Here is a 19,038-nt window from a genome sequence, read left to right on the forward strand (position 1 = left end):
AGACAAGGAGGAAGCATGGACTACTATCACATCTCCGCCGAGGACCTCGGTCGCGACGCGCGCGTCCCGCTCGTCTGCGCCGCCGACTCCGCCGAGGTGTTCTTCGACCTCGCCCTCGAGATGGTGAGCACCATCCGCGAGCACAACGCCCGTGGCGAGAAGACCGTCTTCATCTGCCCGGTGGGCCCGGTGGGCCACTATCCCTACTTCGTGAAGATGGTCAACGACCAGCGCATCTCCCTCAAGGACTGCTGGTTCATCAACATGGACGAGTACCTGGACGACAACGACGAGTGGATCGACGCCGCAAACCCGCTCTCCTTCCGCGGCTTCATGGCGCGCAACGTCTACGACAGGATCGACCCCGAGCTCGTGATGCCCGAGGAGCAGCGCATCTTCCCCGACCCGCACGACCCCGGCCACATCGGCCGCGTGATCGACGAGCTCGGCGGCGTGGACATCGCCTTCGGCGGCATCGGCATCACGGGGCACCTCGCCTTCAACGAGCCCCAGCCGGAGCTCACCTGCGAGGAGTTCGCCGCGCTCGAGACCCGCGCCCTCGACATCCACCCCGAGACCCGCGCCACCAACTCCGTGGGCGACCTCGGCGGCGCGCTCGAGGACATGCCGCACCGCTGCGTGACCATCGGCATGCGCGAGATCCTGGGCGCCCGCAAGGTCCGCCTCGGCGTGTTCCGCGACTGGCATCGCGGCGTCGTGCGCCGCGCCGCCTACGGCGAGCCCACCGCCGCCTTCCCGGCCACGCTCCTGCAGGGCCACCCCGACGCCAAGATCTACGTGAACGACGTGGCCCGTCACCAGGCGTACTAGGGAGGCGCGCTCATGCTGTCCAGCTGCTACATCACCGGTGCGCGCGTGCTCGCGGGCGACGAGCTCGCACGTCTCAACGTCACCGTCGAGGACGGCGTCGTCACCGGCCTCTCCTCGGCCTATGACAACGAGAAGGACCTTCCGGTCGTCGACGCGAGCGGGCTTCTCGCCCTGCCGGGCTTCATCGACGTGCACACGCACGGCGCCGCGGGCTATGACGTGAACGCCGCCGACGTCGAGGGCCTGCGCACCATCGGCCGCTTCTTCGCCTCCCAGGGCACCACGGGCTGGCTCTGCTCCATCCTCACGGACACGCCGGAGCAGACGCTCTGGTGCATCGAGCAGGCCCGACAGGTCATCGAGCGCGGCCCCTACGACGGCGCCGCGCTCCTCGGCATCCACCTGGAGGGGCCGTGCCTCTCGAGCGAGTACAAGGGCGCCATGCCCGAGCACCTGCTCATGCACGAGGCCTCGGCCGACCTCTTCCGCCAGTACCAGGAGGCTGCCGGCGGGCACGTCCTCTACACCACGCTCGCCCCGGAGGTCCCGGGCGTGCCCGAGCTCATCCCGCAGCTCGAGGCCCTGGGCATCACCTGTGCCATCGGGCACAGCGGCGCCGGCTACGACCTCTCCTGGGCGTGCGTGAACGCGGGCGCCAAGGCCGCAACGCACGTGGGCAACGCGATGCGCCTCTTCCATCAGCACGAGCCCGCGATCTTTGGCGTGGCGCTCGAGAGCGACATCTACGCGGAGACCATCTGCGACGGCCGCCACCTCGTGCCGGGAACGGTGCGCCTCTACGTCAAGGCCAAGGGGTGGGACCGCCTGCTCGGCATCACGGACTCCATCATGGCCGCCGGCCTGCCGGACGGCAACTACAAGCTCGGCGTCAACGACGTCGTGGTGGAGGACGGCGACGCCAAGCTCGCCTCCACCGGCGTGCGCGCCGGCTCCACCCTCACGCAGGCCACCGCGCTGCGCAACTTCATGAAGTTCACCGGGGCGCCGGTGGAGAAGGCCGCCAAGCCGCTCTCCGAGAACCCCGCGCGCCTCTTCGGCTGGACGGACCGCGGCCGTATCGCCGTCGGCGCGCATGCCGACCTCGTGCTCATGGACGACTCCTATGACGTCGTCCGCACGATCGTGGGCGGACGCACCGTCTACGAGCGCGCGTAGTCCCGGCTCACAGCCCCCCCTTCCGAGGCGGCCCCATACGGGGCCGCCTCGTCCGTGCCGCGCGTTCTTCTCGCCCCGGCCCGGGGTCCTCCCGGGGGCGCGCTTTGGCGTCCCGCCCGCTCCGCCTCCCGCTCGCCCATGGCGAAATTAGGCGAGCGGGAGGCCGCTAGAATGTTGGAGGTCCGCTGTCTTTGAGAGGAGCTCCATCATGAGCTGGTACGAGCCTTCCTTTGTCTATCAGATCTATCCGCTTGGCCTCTGCGGCGCCCCGCACGAGAACGACGGCGTGCTCGAGCACCGCCTGCTCAAGCTCGTCGACGACGGCTGGGTCGATCACATGGCCAAGCTGGGCGCGACGTGCCTCCTGCTCAACCCCGTCTTCGAGTCGGACGCGCACGGCTACGACACGCGCGACTACACGCGCGTGGACTGCCGCCTGGGCACCAACGAGGACCTGCGCGCCGTGGTGGACGCCTGCCACGCCGCCGGCATCAAGGTCCTTCTCGACGGCGTGTTCAACCACGTGGGGCGCGGCTTCTGGGCCTTCCAGGACGTGCTGCAGCGCCGCGGCGAGAGCCCGTACGTCGGCTGGTTCGAGATCGACTTCAACGGCAACAACTGCTTCAACGACGGCCTCTCCTACAGCTGCTGGGAGGGTGCGGCGGCACTGGTGAAGCTCAACCACTGGAACGCCGAGCTCAACAACTACCTGGCCGACGTCATCCGCGGCTGGGTGCGCGAGTTTGACATCGACGGCCTGCGCCTGGACGTGGCGTACTGCCTGGACCAGGGCTACCTGCGCTCCCTGCGCGGCCTTGCCGACGAGATCGGGCGCGAGCGCGGAGAGAAGTTCCCGCTCGTGGGCGAGACGATGTTCGGCGACTACAACCAGTGGATGGGCGAGGACCTCTGCGACTCCGTGACCAACTACGAGGCCTACAAGGGACTCTGGTCCTCCATGAACGCGGCCAACATGCACGAGATCGCCTACGCGCTGGAGCGCCAGAGCGGCAGCCACCCGTGGGACCTCTACACCGGCCGTCACATGCTCGACTTCGTGGACAACCACGACGTGCCGCGCATCGCCACCAAGCTTGACGACAAGAACCAGCTGGTCCCGCTCTACGGGCTGCTCTTTGCCATGTCCGGCGTACCGGCGGTCTACTACGGCAGCGAGTGGGGCATCGAGGGCGAGCAGCTCCCCGGAGACCACGAGCTGCGCCCCGCGCTCGATGCGCCGGAGTGGAACGAGCTCACGGACTGGATCTGTGCGCTGGCCGCGGCGCGCGCCGGGAGCGAGGCGCTCGTCTGGGGCGACTACACGCAGCTCCAGTGCCAGCCGCAGCAGCTGGTCTTCCAGCGCCGCAGCGAGGGCGAGCGCGTGATCGTGGCCATCAACGCGGCGGACTCGCCGGCTGTTGTGCACTTCGACGCCCAGTGCGGTCGCGCCGTGGATCTCATCACCGGCGAGGAGCACGACTTCGGTGGCGGCTCTGAGCTCAGGCCCTTCTCGGCGTACTACTGGCGCTGCGAGCGGTAGGGAAGGTGGCCGTGCGGGCTGTCCCGCGGCCATCTTCCGCCGATCGGAGACCTCAGCCGGCACGTATGAGTGCCGGCAAGGAGTGCCGGCATCTTTCGGGCTGTGCGCGGGGGAGTGTCGGCTGCCTCTCGGCGTTTGGCGAGAAGTGCCGGCTCGCATCCCGCCTCAAGCCGGCACTTATGAGTGCCGGCCACAGCCGACGGAGGAGCTCTTTTCCCAGCGGTAAGGGCGCCCCGACAGCGAGAGACCCCGGGCGTTCCGGAGAGAAGTTCCGCGCAGCGCACTTCTCGGAGGAACGCCCGGGGCCTCACACCTCGCGGGAGGAAACGCCCGCCCTACTGGCCCATCGACGAGGTCTCGGGCAGCGTGGAGCCGCCGTCGATGACGACCTGCGTGCCGGTGAGGTAGCTCGACTCGCTGGAGGCGAGAAACGCGCAGAGCTCGCCGCACTCCTCGGGCGTGCCGAGCCGGCCGAGGGGCACTGCCGACGCGATGGCGGCGATGGCTCGCTCGGGGTCGTCGGGGTCGGACTGCTGGGCCATGCCATCGACGAGCGGGGTACGCACGTAGCCGGGGCAGATGCAGTTCACGCGCACGTTCTTGGGCGCAAGCTCGCGCGCGAGGGCCTTGGTGAAGCCGACGAGCGCGGCCTTGGTGGTGGCATAGGCGACCTCGCCGGGGTCGGCCACCATGTCGCCGGTGACCGAGCTCGTGATCACGATGGCGCCGCCACCGGCGTCGATGATTGCGGGTGCCACGGCCTTGCAGGCGTTCCAGACGCCCTTGACGTTGATGTCGATGTGGCTGTCCCGCCAGGAGTCGTCCGCCGAGAGGAAGTCGCCGAGGACGCAGATGCCGGCGTTGCAGTCGAGCACGTCGATGTGCCCGTACGCGTCAAGCGCCGCCTGGGCGAGGTGCTGGCAGTCCTCGTAGCTGGACACGTCGCAGCGCACCCCGAGCGCGTCGAAGCCCGCGTCGCGCAGCTCCTGCGCGAGCGCCATCACGTCCTCGCCGCGCGCCGCGAGGACCACCTTGGCGCCATGCCGCGCGAAGACGCGGGCGATCCCCTCGCCGATTCCCTTGGACGCCCCTGTGACGATGGCGACCTTTCCCTCAAGCTTGCCCATGCGACCTCCTCGTTCGTTGGGTTGCCGTGTCATGCCCTCCATGTTCTCCGAGCGGGGGAGCTTTTTCAACAAGGACGAGGGCGCGCCCGTCCGGATTTCCCCGCGCGTTGCGCCGATTGGGGTTGCGGCAATCCGGGTCTCGCGCGCGTTGCGCCGATCGGGGTTGCGGCAATCGTCGGGTCACGTCAACAGGGCGTTTCTCGCCATGCGTTGCGGGAACGGGGGTTATGGCAGACCGATTGCTGCCATAACCCCCGTTCGGACAACGCCGGAAGCGGCATGATTGCCACAACCCCAATCGGCGCAACAAGCGAGAAGAACCTCGCGCCCCAAACCCCAGCCGGAAAGGGCGCCCCGACAGCGAGAGGCCCCGCGATGCTTCCGGAGGGCGTTTCTCGAAGAGCACGCCTGAAGGAAGCATCGCGGGGCCTCACAGCTCGCGGGAAGAGGTGACCGCCTACTGAACCTGGGCCACCATCGCCATGTTGGTGGAGGTGGTGTAGTCGCCCATGCGCGGCGAGGTCTGCGGGTCGCCGGCGGTGATGACCACGATGTCGCCGGTCTCGACGAGGCCATTGCGGCGGGCGGTCAGCAGCGCGTCATAGAGCGTGCTCGAGAGCGAGCCCTGCTCGGTGGTGCGGTACGCGTAGACGCCCCAGTAGAAGCAGGTACGACGGATGGTCTGCTCTCGCGGGGAGGTGGCAAAGAGCGGCATCTTCGGGCGGAACGTGGAGATGAGGCGCGCGGAGCGGCCGGAGTTCGTGGGGGCAAGGATGCACTTCGCGTTCACGCGGTCGGCCATCTCGAGCGCGGCGAAGCCGGTGGCGCCGTTGACGTTGCGGACGCCGCCGCGGTCGTGGTACTCCTTGCGCTCGGGCAGGTACTTCTCGGTCTCCTTGCAGATCTCGGACATGGTCTTCACGGCCTCGATCGGGTACTTGCCCGCGGCGGTCTCGCCGGAGAGCATGACGCAGTCGGTGCCGTCGTAGATGGCGTTGGCGACGTCGGTGATCTCGGCGCGCGTGGGGCGCGGGTTGCGCTGCATGGAGTCGAGCATCTGCGTGGCGGTGATGACCGGCTTGTAGTGCTGGTTGCACTTCTTGATGATGGTCTTCTGGATGTGCGGGACCTGTGCGGCGGGAACCTCGACGCCGAGGTCGCCACGGGCGACCATGCAGCCGTCGGCCTCATGGAGGATCTCGTCGAAGTTCTTGACGCCGAGGGCGCTCTCGATCTTGGGGAAGATCAGGACGTCGGGGGTGCCCATCTCGATGCAGATCTTGCGGATCTCCTGGACGGCCTTGCCGTCGCGGATGAAGGACGCGGCGATGGCGTCGATGCCCAGCTCGCAGCCGAACATGATGTCGGCGCGGTCCTGAGGGGTGACGGAGGGCAGGTTGATGTTGAGGTTGGGGAAGTTCACGCCCTTGTGCTCGCCCAGCTCGCCACCGTTGGTGATAGTGCAGTGGATGTCGTTGCCGTCGACGTGGTCGACCTCGAGGCCGATGAGGCCGTCGTCGATGAGGATGACCGTGCCCTCCTCGACCTCGGAGGGGAGCGGCTTGTAGTCGAGCGAGAAGCGCTCGGCGGTGCCGACGACGTCGTCATCGGTGGTCACGATGCAGGTCTTGCCCGTCTCGAGGGTGACCTTCTTGCCGTCCTGGAGCAGGCCGGTGCGGACCTCGGGGCCCTTGGTGTCGAGCATGATGGCCACGGGGATGCCAAGCTCGCGGGAGAGGGCACGGACGCGCTCGATGTTCTTGCGGTGGTACTCGTGGCTTCCGTGGGAGAAGTTGAAGCGCGCGACGTTCATGCCGTGAAGGATGAGCTGACGCAGCACCTCCTCATCCTCGGTCGCGGGTCCCATCGTGCAGACGATCTTGGTCTTCTTCTTGTTGAACGCCATGTGTACCTCTCTCTTGTATGTGCGATGGCCTGAGCCAACTGACCGATGTTAGCAGACGACGCTGCGTTCAACGAAGTCAGTGCCGTTGGCGAACGCCCGCGCGTTGTCGAGCGTGACGCGCGCGATCTCGCCGAGGGCCTCGTGGGTGAAGAACGCCTGGTGGCTCGTCATGACGACGTTGGGGAAGGAGCAGAGGCGCGCGGTGATGGAATCAATGACCTGACCTGCGCGGTTCTGGTAGACGTTCGGCCCCTCCTCGTCGTAGACGTCGATGCCCGCGGCGCCGATCTTTCCGGAGAGGATGCCGCGGATGAGCGCCTGCGTGTCCACGAGACCGCCGCGCCCGGTGTTCACGAAAATCACACCATCCTTCATCTTGGCGATGGACTCGTCGTTGATCATGTGGCGGCTCTCGTCGTTGAGGAAGGCGTGGAGCGAGATGAGGTCGCTGCGACGATAGAGCTCGTCGTAGTCCACGTACTCGTCGATGACGCCCGCGTCCACGAGGCCCTGGTTGGGATAGAGGTCGCTGCCGAGCACCTTCATGCCGAAGCCCTTGCAGATGCGGCAGAGCGCGGCGCCGATGCGGCCGGTGCCGATGATGCCGGCGGTCTTTCCGTGGAGCGTCTCGCCGACGAGGCCGTCGAGGGAGAAGTCGTTCTCGCGGACGCGGATGTAGCCCTTGCAGATGCGGCGGTTGGCGGCCAGGGCGAGCGCCATGGCGTGCTCGGCGATGGCCTCGGGGGAGTAGGCGGGGACGCGCGTGACCTTGATGCCCAGCTCCTTGGCCTTGTCGACGTTGACGGCGTCGAAGCCCGCGCAGCGCATGAGCAGGAGCTTCACGTTGAGGCCGGCGAGGATCTCGAGAGTCATGGCGCCGCAGTCGGCGTTGACGAAGGCGCAGACGGCGTCATAGTCCTTGGCGAGGGCTGCGGTCATGGGCGTGAGGTTGGTCTCGGTGAAGTCGATCTTGATCTCGGGGTAGTCCTTGAGCTCCCTCGTGAAGGAGTCCTTGTCGTAGCTTGCGGTTCCATAGAAAAGTATGTTCATAGGGGGGTCCTTTCACAGCGCGCGTTCGGACGCGCGCGACACGTATCCTACGCCCACTCAGTTTAGTACAGGCAAACGCAACGTAAGGCGTGTGTTTCTTGCTTCAGAGAACGTTCTCATGCAGGTGAAGCTGGATGGCGTTGCGTCACGCGGGGGTCTCGTCTCTGAGGATTCTCCAGATTGTGGTGCGGCTCACGCCGAGCGTGCGCGCGGCCTCCGTCTGGTTGCCGCCGTACTTCTCCACCACCATGCGCACGATGTCGCGCTCTATCTCGCGCAGCGGGCGAAGGAGGTCGATGCTCGACGTCTCGCTCGGCGTGTCGAGGGACGAGAAGCGCGTGGCGCCCTCGCGGTCGAGGGCCTCGCGCACGTCGCGCGCCCGCATGACCCCCTCCTCGGCCGTGGCGCTCGCGCGCTGGAGGACCTGGCGCAGCTCGATGTAGTTGCGCGGCCAGGGATGGGCGAGCAGGAGGTCCATCGCCTCGTCGGTGACGAGGGGAGGGGCGATTCCCGCCTGGCGGGCCTCCGAGTCGAGGAAGAGGCCCACGGCGCGGCGGAGGTCGCGGCGCCTCCTGAGGGGCGGCGCCGTGAGCACGTGGCAGCCGAGATACTCGACGAAGAGCGAGATGACCGACCCCTCGGTGGCGTCCTCGGAGTCGTTTGCGGAGACGATCACCCGGTCGCGCTCGCAGGTCCCGGTCTGACGCATGACGTCGACGAGCCGACGGGCCGCGTCAACGTCGAGGGCGTGGACCGCCTTGACCCAGAGCGTCTCCCCCGAGCCATAGAGCGGAGAGTTGGGGGAGTCCATGAGATAATCCCAGCTCCGATCCGTGAGGAGCGGGCAGTCAATGGTGATGAGGGGACGCGAGGCCCAGGGGCCGGTGAGATAGACGAGCTCCGCGATGCGCGCCTTGCCCGTTCCGACCTCCCCCTCAAGGGCGATCGGCCTGCCGGCGCGCAGGGCGCCCGAGATCTGCGCGGAGAGCTCTTCGCCCGCCCCCACGGCATGGAAGACGCTCTCGTGATAGGAGCGCTCGACGGCGTCACGATTCCGGCGCTCGATGCCCGCGAGGCTCTCGTTGCTCGGGACGCTCGAGGTCATGACGCTGAAGGCGAGGTAGGTCTCCCCGTCCTGCTCGAAGGTCGACTTGCTGATCCGATATGTCCTTCTCCCGCGCTGGAGCGCCAGGCGCTCGTCCTTCTCCCCGCCAAGGTGCTCCCTCAGGTAGCCGAGCAGCTCGGGACGGCGTTCGGCGAGATTGGTGTAGACGAGCCTCCCCGTGCCCGAGAAGAGCGCGACCTTGGAGGGGAGGCCGCGGACGAGCTGCCAGAGCACGTGGTTCTGCGTCCGGACCTCCTGCGTCTGCTGGCAGAGACTGACGGCTCGGCTCAGCGCGTTCGCGATGCTCCGCGCCCCTGACGAGAGGAGGTGCGCCGTCATGCCGCGCTCGAGGCAGGCGTCACGCGAGAACGCGTCGCACAGGATGACCTCATAGCCTCCGTCGACGACGTCCTCGAGGACGATGGGGAGCTCGTCCTCGAAGGAGACGCCGTACACGTCGAGGTCGAAGTCGGAGAAGTCGGCCACCTCGCTGACCGAGCGCAGCGTGTTGGAGAAGCCGATCACGGCGGTGCGCCTGCCCTGCGGGTTATGCCGGGCGAGCGCCTCGAGGAGGTCGGTCGCCGAGACGTCGATCTCGATCACGGGCAACGAGAGCTCGTCCTCGAGCATCTGGGCGGTCCCCCCGCGCGAGATGACCACGTCAAAGTCCGAGTCAATGCTGCCGAGCGCGGCGGCCAGCCCCTTCGAGAGGTCCCCCTCGTGGACGGTCACCTCGAGCTCCGGATAGTCAGGAATCACCTCGCGCGCGACGTCGACGAGGTCGTGATAGGGGGAGATGAGGAGCGCTCGATAGTCAGCCATGACACAACCGTTCATATCTGAAACACCATGCTCGGAAAAGACGTTCCAAATTGTAACGATTATCCGCTCCACGGGGACATGATGCGCGCGGCGAGAAGAACCACCATGGGCGTAGCGAAGGAGGGGGGTTCTATGACGCGGGTCATGCTCATAGCGGATGACATGACGGGCGCGCTCGACGCGGGCGCGTGCCTGCTGCCGGCGGACGTTCTCGTGGCGACGTCCCCCGAGGGGGCGGAGCGCCTTCTTGCCGAGGTCAGGCCTGCGGTGCTCTGCGTCAATGCCGAGACGCGGCACCTCGATGCCTCGTCGGCGGCGGGGCGCGTGGCTTCCCTCGTGGAGTGCGCCAGGCGTGAGGGCGTCCGATGCGTGGTCAAAAAGACCGACTCGGCACTTCGCGGAAACGTCGGGGCTGAGCTTGCCGCCGCGTGGCGGGCGAGCGGGTGCGAGCGCCTGCACTTCATTCCCGCCCTGCCCGAGATGGGTCGCGTCACGCGGGGCGGCGTCCATTATGTTGAGGGTATGCCCGTGAGCGAGGGGCGCTTCGGGAGAGACCCCTTTGAACCCGTTGCGTGCTCGGACGTGTCCGAGCTCATTGGCCTGCAGACGGACGTTCCCGTCACGACGGTCCCCGAGGGGGCGCCCGTTCCAGACGGGGCTCGGGGCATCGTTGTCCACGACGCGACGTCGCTCGATAGAATGCTCGCGCGCGTTCGAGAGCTCGAGGAGGGGGGCGAGCTTGGCGTCATGGCCGGGTGTGCCGGCGTCATGCGTGCCCTCGCTCGCGTGCTTGACCTGAGCCCGCGCCAGGAGGGGGGCCTCACGAGTGACGGAAACCTGCTCGTTGTCTGCGGCAGCGTGAACGGCACCTCTCGCGGGCAGTGCGCCTACGCGGCGAGCTGCGGAGCCGCGGTCCTGCCGATTGCCGAGCGCGAGAAGTGCGACGACTCCTGGCTGGGGAGCGACTCGGGCCGTGACTTCGTCTCGCGGGCCGCCCGCAGCTGGGCTGCGGCCCCCCTCACGGTGGTTGACGGATCGGGCCTTGAGGACCTGACGCGGCTCGTCCCGGATGACGTCGAGGTCCGCCAGGTGGTTGCCGACCACATCGGCGCGCTTCTCGTCCGCATCTGCGAGTCTGGCGCAGGAGGCCGCGTGCTCGTCACGGGCGGGGACATCCTCGCGAGCTTCCTCGCCCAGGTGCATGCCGACTGCCTGCGGCCGCTCGGCCAGCCCGTTCCCGGCATCGTTGGCTTTGAGCTGGAGGTGGCGGGCAGGTCGATTGCCGTCGCCTCGAAGTCGGGCGGCTTCGGAAGCAGGTCTCTGTTTGTCGATATGGCAGGCCTTCCCAAGGAAGAAGCAAAGGAGTGTGCCCATGCTTAGCAAGTATTCCCTGAGACTCCCCAAGGTCGTCTACGGGGGCGAGAACCCCACCGACGAGCTCGCGGAGGCGCTGCGCCGCGAGGGCGCCAAGAGCGTCGTCGTGTTCACGGACGCGTCCCTGCACAAGCTCGGCCTGGTGAACCCGGTGCTCGAGGCCGTCGAGGCCGCAGGTGCCACCTACGAGATCGTCGACGACATCCCCGCCGAGCCCACGTACGCCCAGGTCCAGAGCGTCGTCGACCAGGTGAAGGGGGCCTCCGCTGACGCCATCGTTGCCGTGGGCGGCGGCTCGGTCATGGATGCGGCCAAGCTCGCCGGCGTCTGCGCCACGGACGCCTACACCGTCCACGACCTTCTCGCCGACCCGTCCCGCGCCACCAAGCAGCTCACGACCTTCATGGTCCCCACTACGGCCGGCACCGGCGCCGAGGCCACGCCCAACGCCATCGTGGCCGTGCCCGAGGACGAGCTCAAGGTCGGTATCGTGAACGATGCGATGATCGCCGACTACGTGGTCCTGGACGCCCGCATGATCAAGAACCTCCCGCGCCCGATCGCGGCGTCCACGGGCATCGACGCCCTCTGCCACGCCATCGAGTGCTACACGTCCACGAAGGCCAACCCCTTCTCCGACGTCTTTGCCCTCGAGGCCTTCGACCTCATCATCAACAACATCGAGGCCGCCTGCGACGACCCGGAGGCCATGGACGCCAAGCGCGCCATGCAGATCGCGAGCTTCTACGCCGGCATCGCCATCACGGCCTCCGGCACCACGGCCGTGCACGCCCTGTCCTACCCGCTCGGCGGCAAGTACCACGTGGCGCACGGCGTCTCCAACGCCATCCTGCTGAGCCCCGTCATGCACTTCAACGAGCCGGCAATCCGCGAGCGCCTCGCCGCCGCCTATGACCGCGCCATCCGCGGCGAGGCCAAGACGGTCGAGGAGAAGTCCGCCGCCGTCATCGAGCGCATGGACCAAATCGTGAGCCACCTCGACATCCCCAAGAAGCTCGATGAGCTCGGCGTGACCGGGGTCGACGTCGACCAGCTCGCCGCCGCGGGCATGACCGTCCAGCGCCTGCTCGTGAACAACATGCGCGAGGTCACGCTCGAGGACGCCAAGGCCATCTACGCGCAGGTCCTCTAGCGGGACAGGATAGGGAGGAACATCAGAATGACCGAGCTCAAGGGAATCGTCGTCCCCATCGTCACCCCGATGAACGAGGACGAGTCCATCAACCTCGAGGAGCTGCGTCGCCAGGTCGACCGCCAGATCGAGGCCGGCATCCACGGCATCTTCCCGTTCGGCACCAACGGAGAGGGCTACATCCTCAACGGCGACGAGAAGAAGCTTGTCCTCGAGACCGTCGTCGACCAGGTGGCCGGTCGCGTGCCCGTCTACGCCGGCACCGGCTGCATTTCCACCAGGGAGACCATCGAGCAGTGCAAGATGGCCGAGGCCGCGGGCGCCGACATCCTCTCCGTCATCACGCCGTCCTTCGCCAAGGCGAGCCAGCACGAGCTGATCGTCCACTACACCACCGTGGCCGAGGCCGTGCCCAACATGCCGATCGTCCTCTACAACATCCCGGCGCGCACCGGCAACGCCCTCGAGCCCGAGACCGTGGTCGAGCTCGCCAAGGTCGACAACATCGTGGGCGCCAAGGACTCCTCCGGCGACTGGGACAACCTCTCCGCCTACATCGACCTCACCAAGGACATGGGCTTCGGCGTGCTCTCCGGCAACGACGCCCTCATCCTCAAGGCGCTGCGCCGCGGCGCGAAGGGCGCCATCGCCGGCTGCGCAAACGTCTACCCCAAGAACATGGTGGGCATCTACGAGAACTGGGCCAAGGGCGACGACGAGGCTGCCGAGGCCTGCCAGGCGGCCGTGGCGCCGCTGCGCGACTGCTTCAAGTACGGCAACCCCAACACCGTGGTGAAGACTGCCGTCAACCTGCTCGGCTACCCCGTCGGCACGTGCCGCGCGCCCTTCAACTATCTGCCCGACGAGGGCCTCGAGGCGCTGCGCGCGACCCTCGAGTCCGACCGAAAGAGGGGAGTGCGCTAGATGAGCGAGAAGAACCGTCCCATCGTAGCCATCACCATGGGCGACCCGGCCGGCAACGGCCCGGAGATCACGGTGAAGGCGCTCTCCGACCCCGCCCTCTACGAGCGCTGCCGTCCTATCGTGGTCGGCGACGCCAAGATGATCGAGCAGGCCAAGGGCTTCGTTAACCATCCGGAGATCGAGGTCAACCCCGTCTCCGACGTCGCGGACGCCAAGTTCCAGGCGGGCACGATCGACGTCTACCACCTCGACCTCATCGACGACGTGGCCTCCTTCAAGCTGGGCGAGGTCTCCGCCGAGGGCGGCAACGCCGCCTTCCAGAGCGTCAAGCGCACGATCGAGCTGGCCATGGAGGGCAAGGTCGACGCCACCGTCACCAACGCCCTCAACAAGGAGGCCATGAACCTGGCGCTCGCGCCGCAGGGCATGCACTTCGACGGCCATACGGAGATCTACGCCACCTACACCGGCACCAAGAAGTACGCGATGATGCTCGCCCACCACGACTTCCGCGTGGTTCACGTGTCCACGCACTGCTCGCTGCGCGAGGCGTGCGACCGCGTGAAGACCCCGCGCGTCCTCGAGGTCATCAGGCTGGGGTGGCAGGCGTGCCGCGACCTCGGCATCGAGAGCCCCAAGGTCGCCGTCGCGGGCCTCAACCCGCACTCCGGCGAGCACGGCCTCTTTGGCACCGAGGAGATCGACGAGATCATCCCCGCCATCGAGCTCGCTCGTGCGGAGGGCATCGACGCCGTGGGCCCCTGCCCGCCGGACAGCGTCTTCTCCGAGATGAACGGCGGCTGGTACGACATCGTCGTCTGCATGTACCACGACCAGGGACACATCCCCACCAAGACGCTCGGCTTCGTGTACGACCGCGAGGCGGGCTCCTGGAAGGCCGTCGAGGGCGTGAACATCACGCTTGGCCTCCCCATCATCAGGACGTCGGTCGATCACGGCACGGGCTTCGCGCTCGCAGGCAAGGGAACTGCGAATGCGCTGTCGCTCGTGAACGCCATCGACTATGCGCTGCGCATGGCAAGGGGAAAGGAGTAGAGGGCCGTACGCGGCTGCGGGGCCTCGGGTTTGGCGACTGTCGGCCCCGCAGGAGGTACGAGGACTGCTGTTTGGCTAACGACAGCCCTCCCGTTTGATTCTTGCACAGCTTCAGAACAACATGGAAGGAGATAGGTTGCCATGACCTTGCAGATGATACTTGCGCTCGGCATTCTGATCTTTATGATCGTGTTGATTATGACCGACGCGCTTCCCTTCGGCGCGCCCCCCATCCTGGCGTGCTGCCTGCTCGTTGTTGCGAGCTCGCTCTTTGGCGCGGATTGGGAGATACAGTGGGACATTCCGTACGCCTTCGCTGGCTTCACCAACTCCACGGTATGGATGGTCGCGTTCTTCATGGCTGTTATCGCGGCGCTCCAGAAGACACGTCTCATCGACAAGATGAAGGACGTTATGCTCAATCTCGTTGAGAGAGGTGGCTTCAAGAGCTACGTCCTGCTCATCCTCGTTGTCATGGCCGGCGCCATCCTCATGGGTAACACTACGGGCTACTACATGCTAGTTCTTACGCTCGTTGCCACCATCCCATACAACAAGCAGCTCCCTACCTCTAAGCTTCTCATGCCTCTCGGCTTTGCCACTGGCAACGCAATCGTTCCCATCAATGTTGCGTTCTACTTTGGCATTGCCGTGAGCCTGCTCGAGGCAGCCGGCTATGACGGCCAGCCTGAGATGATGGGTTTCACCATTATGGCTACGGTTGCCTCCATTGGCTTCCTCGTCTGGACCATCGCCGCCTATAGGCTTCTTCCCGATCATGCGCTCGCCGAAGACGCCGTCTCCTCAGCCGATAGTGGGTCTCCAAAGGATGGCGCCTCTAAGCTTGCCTCCTGGCAGGAGTATCTTACGGTTGTTATGTTTGCGATTTCCGTTGTGGGTATGATGTTCGCTAACGATTTGGGCAACATCGCCTACGTGCTCCCGGGCATCTGCGCTTTCGTTCTGCTGTTTGCCAAGGTTATCAACTTCAAGGAAATGCGTGACGGTATCTTCTCGCCCCTCATCCTCATGATGGGCGGCGTCATCCCCGTTGCGAATGCTCTGGCTGACTCCGGCTTCACCACCATGATCGGCAACGCCGTTGCCGGCATGATGGGTAGTGCCATGCCCGGCTTCGTGGTCATTCTCGTCTTTTGCATCCTCACGAGCGTTTGCGCAACGTTTACCGGCTCCAACATGGGCTCTGTGTTCATCTTCGCCCCCATTGCCATTGCGACCTGCATGTCGCTGGGAATCAATCCCGTAGGAGCTGCTGCCGCGGTTACCTATGCCGGTTGGTGTGGCGGCTTCATGCCCATCGATGGCCTGCCTGCGCTCATCTTGGGCATGGGCAACTACACCATGGTCGAGTTCTGGAAGTATTCGGTGCCTATGTACATCGTGAAGATTGTTGCCCTTGCTCTAGGCGCTTCGATTGCGTTCCCGATGTAATCGTCTCTGTCTGCGTCCCGTTCGACCTCGTCGTGCGGGGCGCATTCTCTCGCGATGGCACAGCTGCCCGCGAGACGTGAAAGAGGTTGGTGTCGATGCCCCAGCATCCGTGCTATGTCTATGTCTCCTCGAAAGCCTCGGTTGACCCTGTGAAGACCATCATCGTTTGTCCTCCAGAGGAGAATGCCCGAACCGTTGAGAGTGCAGAGTGCTTCGCGTACGCATCAGGTTGGGTTAGCGCCGTCGAGGCTGATGCGTCCGTCCTTGTTGTCGCTATCTCACCTGAGGGCTGGGATGCGGTTCCAGCGGATTTGCCCTATCAGCTTTACCAAGAAAACAGACGTTCATTCAAGGCGGGTGACATGGGGAGTGCTGCCGCCGCCGGATCACTCTGGGCGTGGGAGACACTTATCTATCTTGTGGGCTATGCCGATGGTGCCACGTTCGCCGGTAACTTCCAGCTGAGCTGCCCGGGCTTTGCTGCCGCAAGTGTGCTCGTGGACGGCTCTCCCACGAACACCGCCGCCCTTGATGAACCCTCGATTCACTGGCTGGTTTCCCAGCCTCGAGACTACGCGGCCAAAAATCGCGATATCCCGATGAGCGTCTGGTTCATGGGTGAAGGCGATAGCGTCGCTATGCGCGAGCACGTCCTTACGGTCGATCACGCCGTCCTCGTGCGTGAGATTGAGGTCGCAGGTCGGCGCACCGAGGTATTCGAGAACCCCAAGAACGCTGGCATGCAGATGCGTGTGACGCCTGAGCTCACCGGGGCTGTGCCCGTAATCGCCGCTGCCGGCATAGATTTCTTCTGCCGCGTCATTCGATGGAAGAATGCGCCTGACGGTACGCTCGCCCTGCGGCGTACCAAAGAGGAGTTCTATCATGATGGCACTTATTATCATGACGAGGTGGAGCATGGTGGTGAGCACTACCACTATGCCGTGTACCTGCCTCGTGGTTATACGCGCATCCAGGCCCGTGGCCTTGCGCTCGTCATCTCGATCCACGGTCGTGGTGAGCCCACGTGGATTTTCTCGGCAAAGAACGGTTGGGAGGATCTCGCTGACGAGACTCGAGCCTTCGCGCTGATGCTGCCAGATTCGCCGGGTAACGTCTGGTCTGAGCAGCGCGACGCGCCCGCACTCATTAAGATGATTGAGCGGACCCTCGATTTGTTCGGACTGTGCCGCGAGCGTACCTACATCACTGGGTTCTCGAACGGTGCGGTGTTCACCTGTCAGATAGCCTCTCTCCATCCCGAGTACTTCGCGGCGGCGTCTCCATGGAACGGCCCGAGTCTTGAGGCGATTACTTCGAGTGGCCTGGGGCGGTTCATTGTCTCGCCAGATTTTGTCGACAAGGGCTATGGCATGCCGTTTTGGATTGCCTGCGGTGATGCCGACGACAAGGCTGGTGAGCTCGAGTCTGATGAGGTCCAAAAGATTCTCTCTGCGAATGGCTGTGACGCTGCCGTGGGGGAGGAGCTCGATGCCCATGCGTTCTACGCTCCCGATAAGGGGTACGCGCAAGGCGATCGCTTTTCGACTGTGGAGTATCGAAACGGGGCTGGCGTGGTAATGGTCTCGTTGACCCGTATGAAAAACATGCCACACGGTGCCATCGCCGACGAGGCTCGTGCGGCGTGGGAGTTCATGAAGCGCTTCAGGCGCCCGGTGGGCGCGCGGCGTGTGGAGGTGATTTAGATGATTGATCCCCTGGTTCAGTTTTCGCAGAACGGCGGAAAGCTCGTCGAGACCGCGGTGCCCGCCGCTTTGGTGGCCGCGCCAAATCCCGAGAACGAGGTAAACGCCGAGGCGGGTATTGAGCGGACCATGTGCGTTTATGTGCCCGTTTCAGGAGTGCCGCATCCCAAGCAGGCCCAGGTTCTCATGGTGCTGCGCGATGGCGGTGATCTCACAAGCGCTCAGAGGACCATCGACCAGCTGAAACTCGCTGAGCTCGCCGAGCGCGAGCATGCGATCGTGGTACTTCCCAATCCGCTCGGCGATGGATGGAATTACACCCAAGATCCCACTCGCGACGATGACACACAGTTCATTGTCCGTTGCTTTGCGGCACTTAAGCCTGCGACAGGTGTCTCGGGCTTTAATGGGATGATTTTTCATTTAGCGTGCTCGTCGACGGCTTCCGCCATGACGTGGACGCTCGCGGCCGAGCACCCGCTCGATGCAGCTGCCATCATGCTGGGTGCTTTCCCCGATGGTTTCGAGCTTCCTACGGGTAAGGGGGCCGAGCAGGTTGCGTGGCTCTACGAGACGAGCGCAGTTGCAGAGGCAACGCTTGCGCAGACGAATGGCGTCGATGGCGTCACTGAGGACCTCGGAGGTCGCACTCGTCACGTGCAGGCGGCGAATCCAAATGTCGCCTACGTCGTGGGTGACAAAGGACTCTCAGCCGAGGAGGTCACGTACGCTTGGGAGCATATGTTCTCTAGGTGCCGTCGTTGGCGCAACGACGATTTTGGTACTTATCAGGCTCGCATCGATTTTGAGCGGCGCGGTTTTACCCCACATGTGGACGACACATCACTTGGTCTTGCGGATGGCCTGGCCCGCACGTGGTTCGAGTACGTTCCGCCTCAGCTGCGTGACACCAACAAGCCGGCTCCGCTTGTGTTTTACTTCCATGGCATCAACTGCTGCGGTCTTTATGGTGCCGAGCAGAGCGGCTGGGCCGATATCGCCGATCGCGACGGGGTCATTTGCGTATTCCCTGACGCTACAGCAGAGATGCGCTGGAATGCATGGAACGATACCCGCATTCCCTCAGACATCGACTTCGTCTTGGCTCTCATCGAGCACATGGAGACGGTCCACCCCATTGACCATACGCGTATCTATGTCTCGGGCTTCTCGATGGGATCGATGTTCTCCAACGCGCTTGCAGGAACCTATCCTGAGCTCTTTGCCGGTGTGGTGGCTCTCAATGGTCCGCACGTGAGTTATTTTGCAAACCTTGATGAGTCGGTTCCGGGCATGTTGCTGTTTAACAAGAACTCGATGCTCAAGGATTTACCCGCAGGCGACGACGGTCCATCGCCGGCGCATGTCATGAGCGACGAGAAGCGTGCGGCCTACAGCTACCGCATGCCATTCGTCCAGTTTGCGGGCATCATCGACGGCGTCGGTTTTGAGTCGGGGCACCTGTTTCCTGTGACCTGCGATGAGGACAGCGCTTGGGGCCCCACTGTTGCGTTCTGGAAGCGCTTCAACAACATCCCTGTTGAGCCGCTCTATGGCGATAGCGCTTCGGGGTTCGCGTCTTCGCGTGAGACTGAGGAAGGCGGCGAGGATGCTCGCTTTATCCATCAGGCATGGGCGACCTCCGACGAGGGAGGTGAGGTGCTCTACCACTTCGTCGTGACAAAGCGCATGCCGCATGCCGTCGACCTGCGCGAGGTCGAGATAGGCTGGGAGATCATCAAGCACTACGCACGCGAGAAGGACGGCTCACTCGTGCGCCTTGACTAGGATGGCGGGGCGCCGCCGAAGTTCTTCT

14 protein-coding genes are annotated in these 19,038 nt (G+C 65.1%); 10 read left to right on the top strand and 4 right to left on the bottom strand.

What is annotated here, in order from left to right; translation table 11 throughout:
• The first annotated feature begins 15 nt into the window (after positions 1-15).
• The 3 genes from ACULPM_RS01115 (at position 16) to ACULPM_RS01125 (ending at position 3,547) form a co-directional block, all read left to right on the top strand.
• Positions 16-831: a glucosamine-6-phosphate isomerase gene (locus tag ACULPM_RS01115; RefSeq protein WP_075279593.1), complete on the top strand. Its 816-nt coding sequence runs from the start codon at positions 16-18 to the stop codon at positions 829-831.
• A 12-nt stretch (positions 832-843) separates the two neighbouring features.
• Positions 844-2,007: an N-acetylglucosamine-6-phosphate deacetylase gene (gene nagA, locus ACULPM_RS01120; RefSeq protein WP_445330712.1), complete on the top strand. Its 1,164-nt coding sequence runs from the start codon at positions 844-846 to the stop codon at positions 2,005-2,007.
• A gap of 208 nt (positions 2,008-2,215) precedes the next feature.
• Positions 2,216-3,547 (top strand): alpha-amylase family glycosyl hydrolase, encoded by a 1,332-nt coding sequence (locus tag ACULPM_RS01125; RefSeq protein ID WP_445330713.1) that lies wholly within the window; start codon positions 2,216-2,218, stop codon positions 3,545-3,547.
• A 335-nt stretch (positions 3,548-3,882) separates the two neighbouring features.
• Here the strand turns inward: ACULPM_RS01125 and ucpA are convergent, their stop codons facing one another.
• From ucpA to ACULPM_RS01145, 4 genes are all read right to left on the bottom strand, one after another.
• Positions 3,883-4,674, bottom strand: coding sequence for an SDR family oxidoreductase UcpA (ucpA, locus tag ACULPM_RS01130; RefSeq protein WP_445330714.1), 792 nt, complete (start codon positions 4,672-4,674; stop codon positions 3,883-3,885).
• A 457-nt stretch (positions 4,675-5,131) separates the two neighbouring features.
• A complete protein-coding gene (gene pyk, locus ACULPM_RS01135) occupies positions 5,132-6,580 on the bottom strand; it encodes a pyruvate kinase (RefSeq protein ID WP_445330715.1) in 1,449 nt (482 codons plus the stop codon).
• 48 nt (positions 6,581-6,628) lie between these two features.
• Positions 6,629-7,630 carry a 2-hydroxyacid dehydrogenase gene (locus ACULPM_RS01140; RefSeq protein WP_445330716.1) on the bottom strand — a complete coding sequence of 334 codons (1,002 nt, stop codon included), beginning with the start codon at positions 7,628-7,630 and terminating at the stop codon, positions 6,629-6,631.
• Positions 7,631-7,775: 145 nt separating this feature from the next.
• Positions 7,776-9,557, bottom strand: coding sequence for a PrpR N-terminal domain-containing protein (locus tag ACULPM_RS01145; RefSeq protein ID WP_445330717.1), 1,782 nt, complete (start codon positions 9,555-9,557; stop codon positions 7,776-7,778).
• Positions 9,558-9,689: 132 nt separating this feature from the next.
• On the opposite strand from ACULPM_RS01145, the gene ACULPM_RS01150 reads away from it, so the two are divergent.
• From ACULPM_RS01150 to ACULPM_RS01180, 7 genes are all read left to right on the top strand, one after another.
• On the top strand, positions 9,690-10,937 hold the full coding sequence (locus tag ACULPM_RS01150; RefSeq protein WP_445330718.1) for a four-carbon acid sugar kinase family protein: 1,248 nt from the start codon (positions 9,690-9,692) through the stop codon (positions 10,935-10,937).
• Positions 10,930-12,084, top strand: coding sequence for an iron-containing alcohol dehydrogenase (locus tag ACULPM_RS01155; RefSeq protein ID WP_445330719.1), 1,155 nt, complete (start codon positions 10,930-10,932; stop codon positions 12,082-12,084). Before ACULPM_RS01150 ends, ACULPM_RS01155 begins: the two co-directional genes overlap by 8 nt.
• Before the next feature lie 27 nt (positions 12,085-12,111).
• Positions 12,112-13,008: a 4-hydroxy-tetrahydrodipicolinate synthase gene (gene dapA / locus ACULPM_RS01160; RefSeq protein ID WP_445330720.1), complete on the top strand. Its 897-nt coding sequence runs from the start codon at positions 12,112-12,114 to the stop codon at positions 13,006-13,008.
• The gene (gene pdxA / locus ACULPM_RS01165) at positions 13,009-14,064 is read left to right on the top strand and encodes a 4-hydroxythreonine-4-phosphate dehydrogenase PdxA (protein WP_445330721.1); all 1,056 of its coding nucleotides are present in this window, start codon (positions 13,009-13,011) and stop codon (positions 14,062-14,064) included.
• A gap of 141 nt (positions 14,065-14,205) precedes the next feature.
• Complete coding sequence (locus ACULPM_RS01170; RefSeq protein ID WP_445330722.1) at positions 14,206-15,516, top strand: SLC13 family permease; 1,311 nt, start codon at positions 14,206-14,208, stop codon at positions 15,514-15,516.
• A gap of 95 nt (positions 15,517-15,611) precedes the next feature.
• Complete coding sequence (locus ACULPM_RS01175) at positions 15,612-17,222, top strand: hypothetical protein (RefSeq protein WP_445330723.1); 1,611 nt, start codon at positions 15,612-15,614, stop codon at positions 17,220-17,222.
• Complete coding sequence (locus ACULPM_RS01180; protein ID WP_445330724.1) at positions 17,223-19,010, top strand: alpha/beta fold hydrolase; 1,788 nt, start codon at positions 17,223-17,225, stop codon at positions 19,008-19,010. It abuts the gene before it with no gap.
• Positions 19,011-19,038 lie beyond the last annotated feature (28 nt).

It is taken from the genome of Thermophilibacter sp. ZX-H3 (assembly GCF_052599055.1).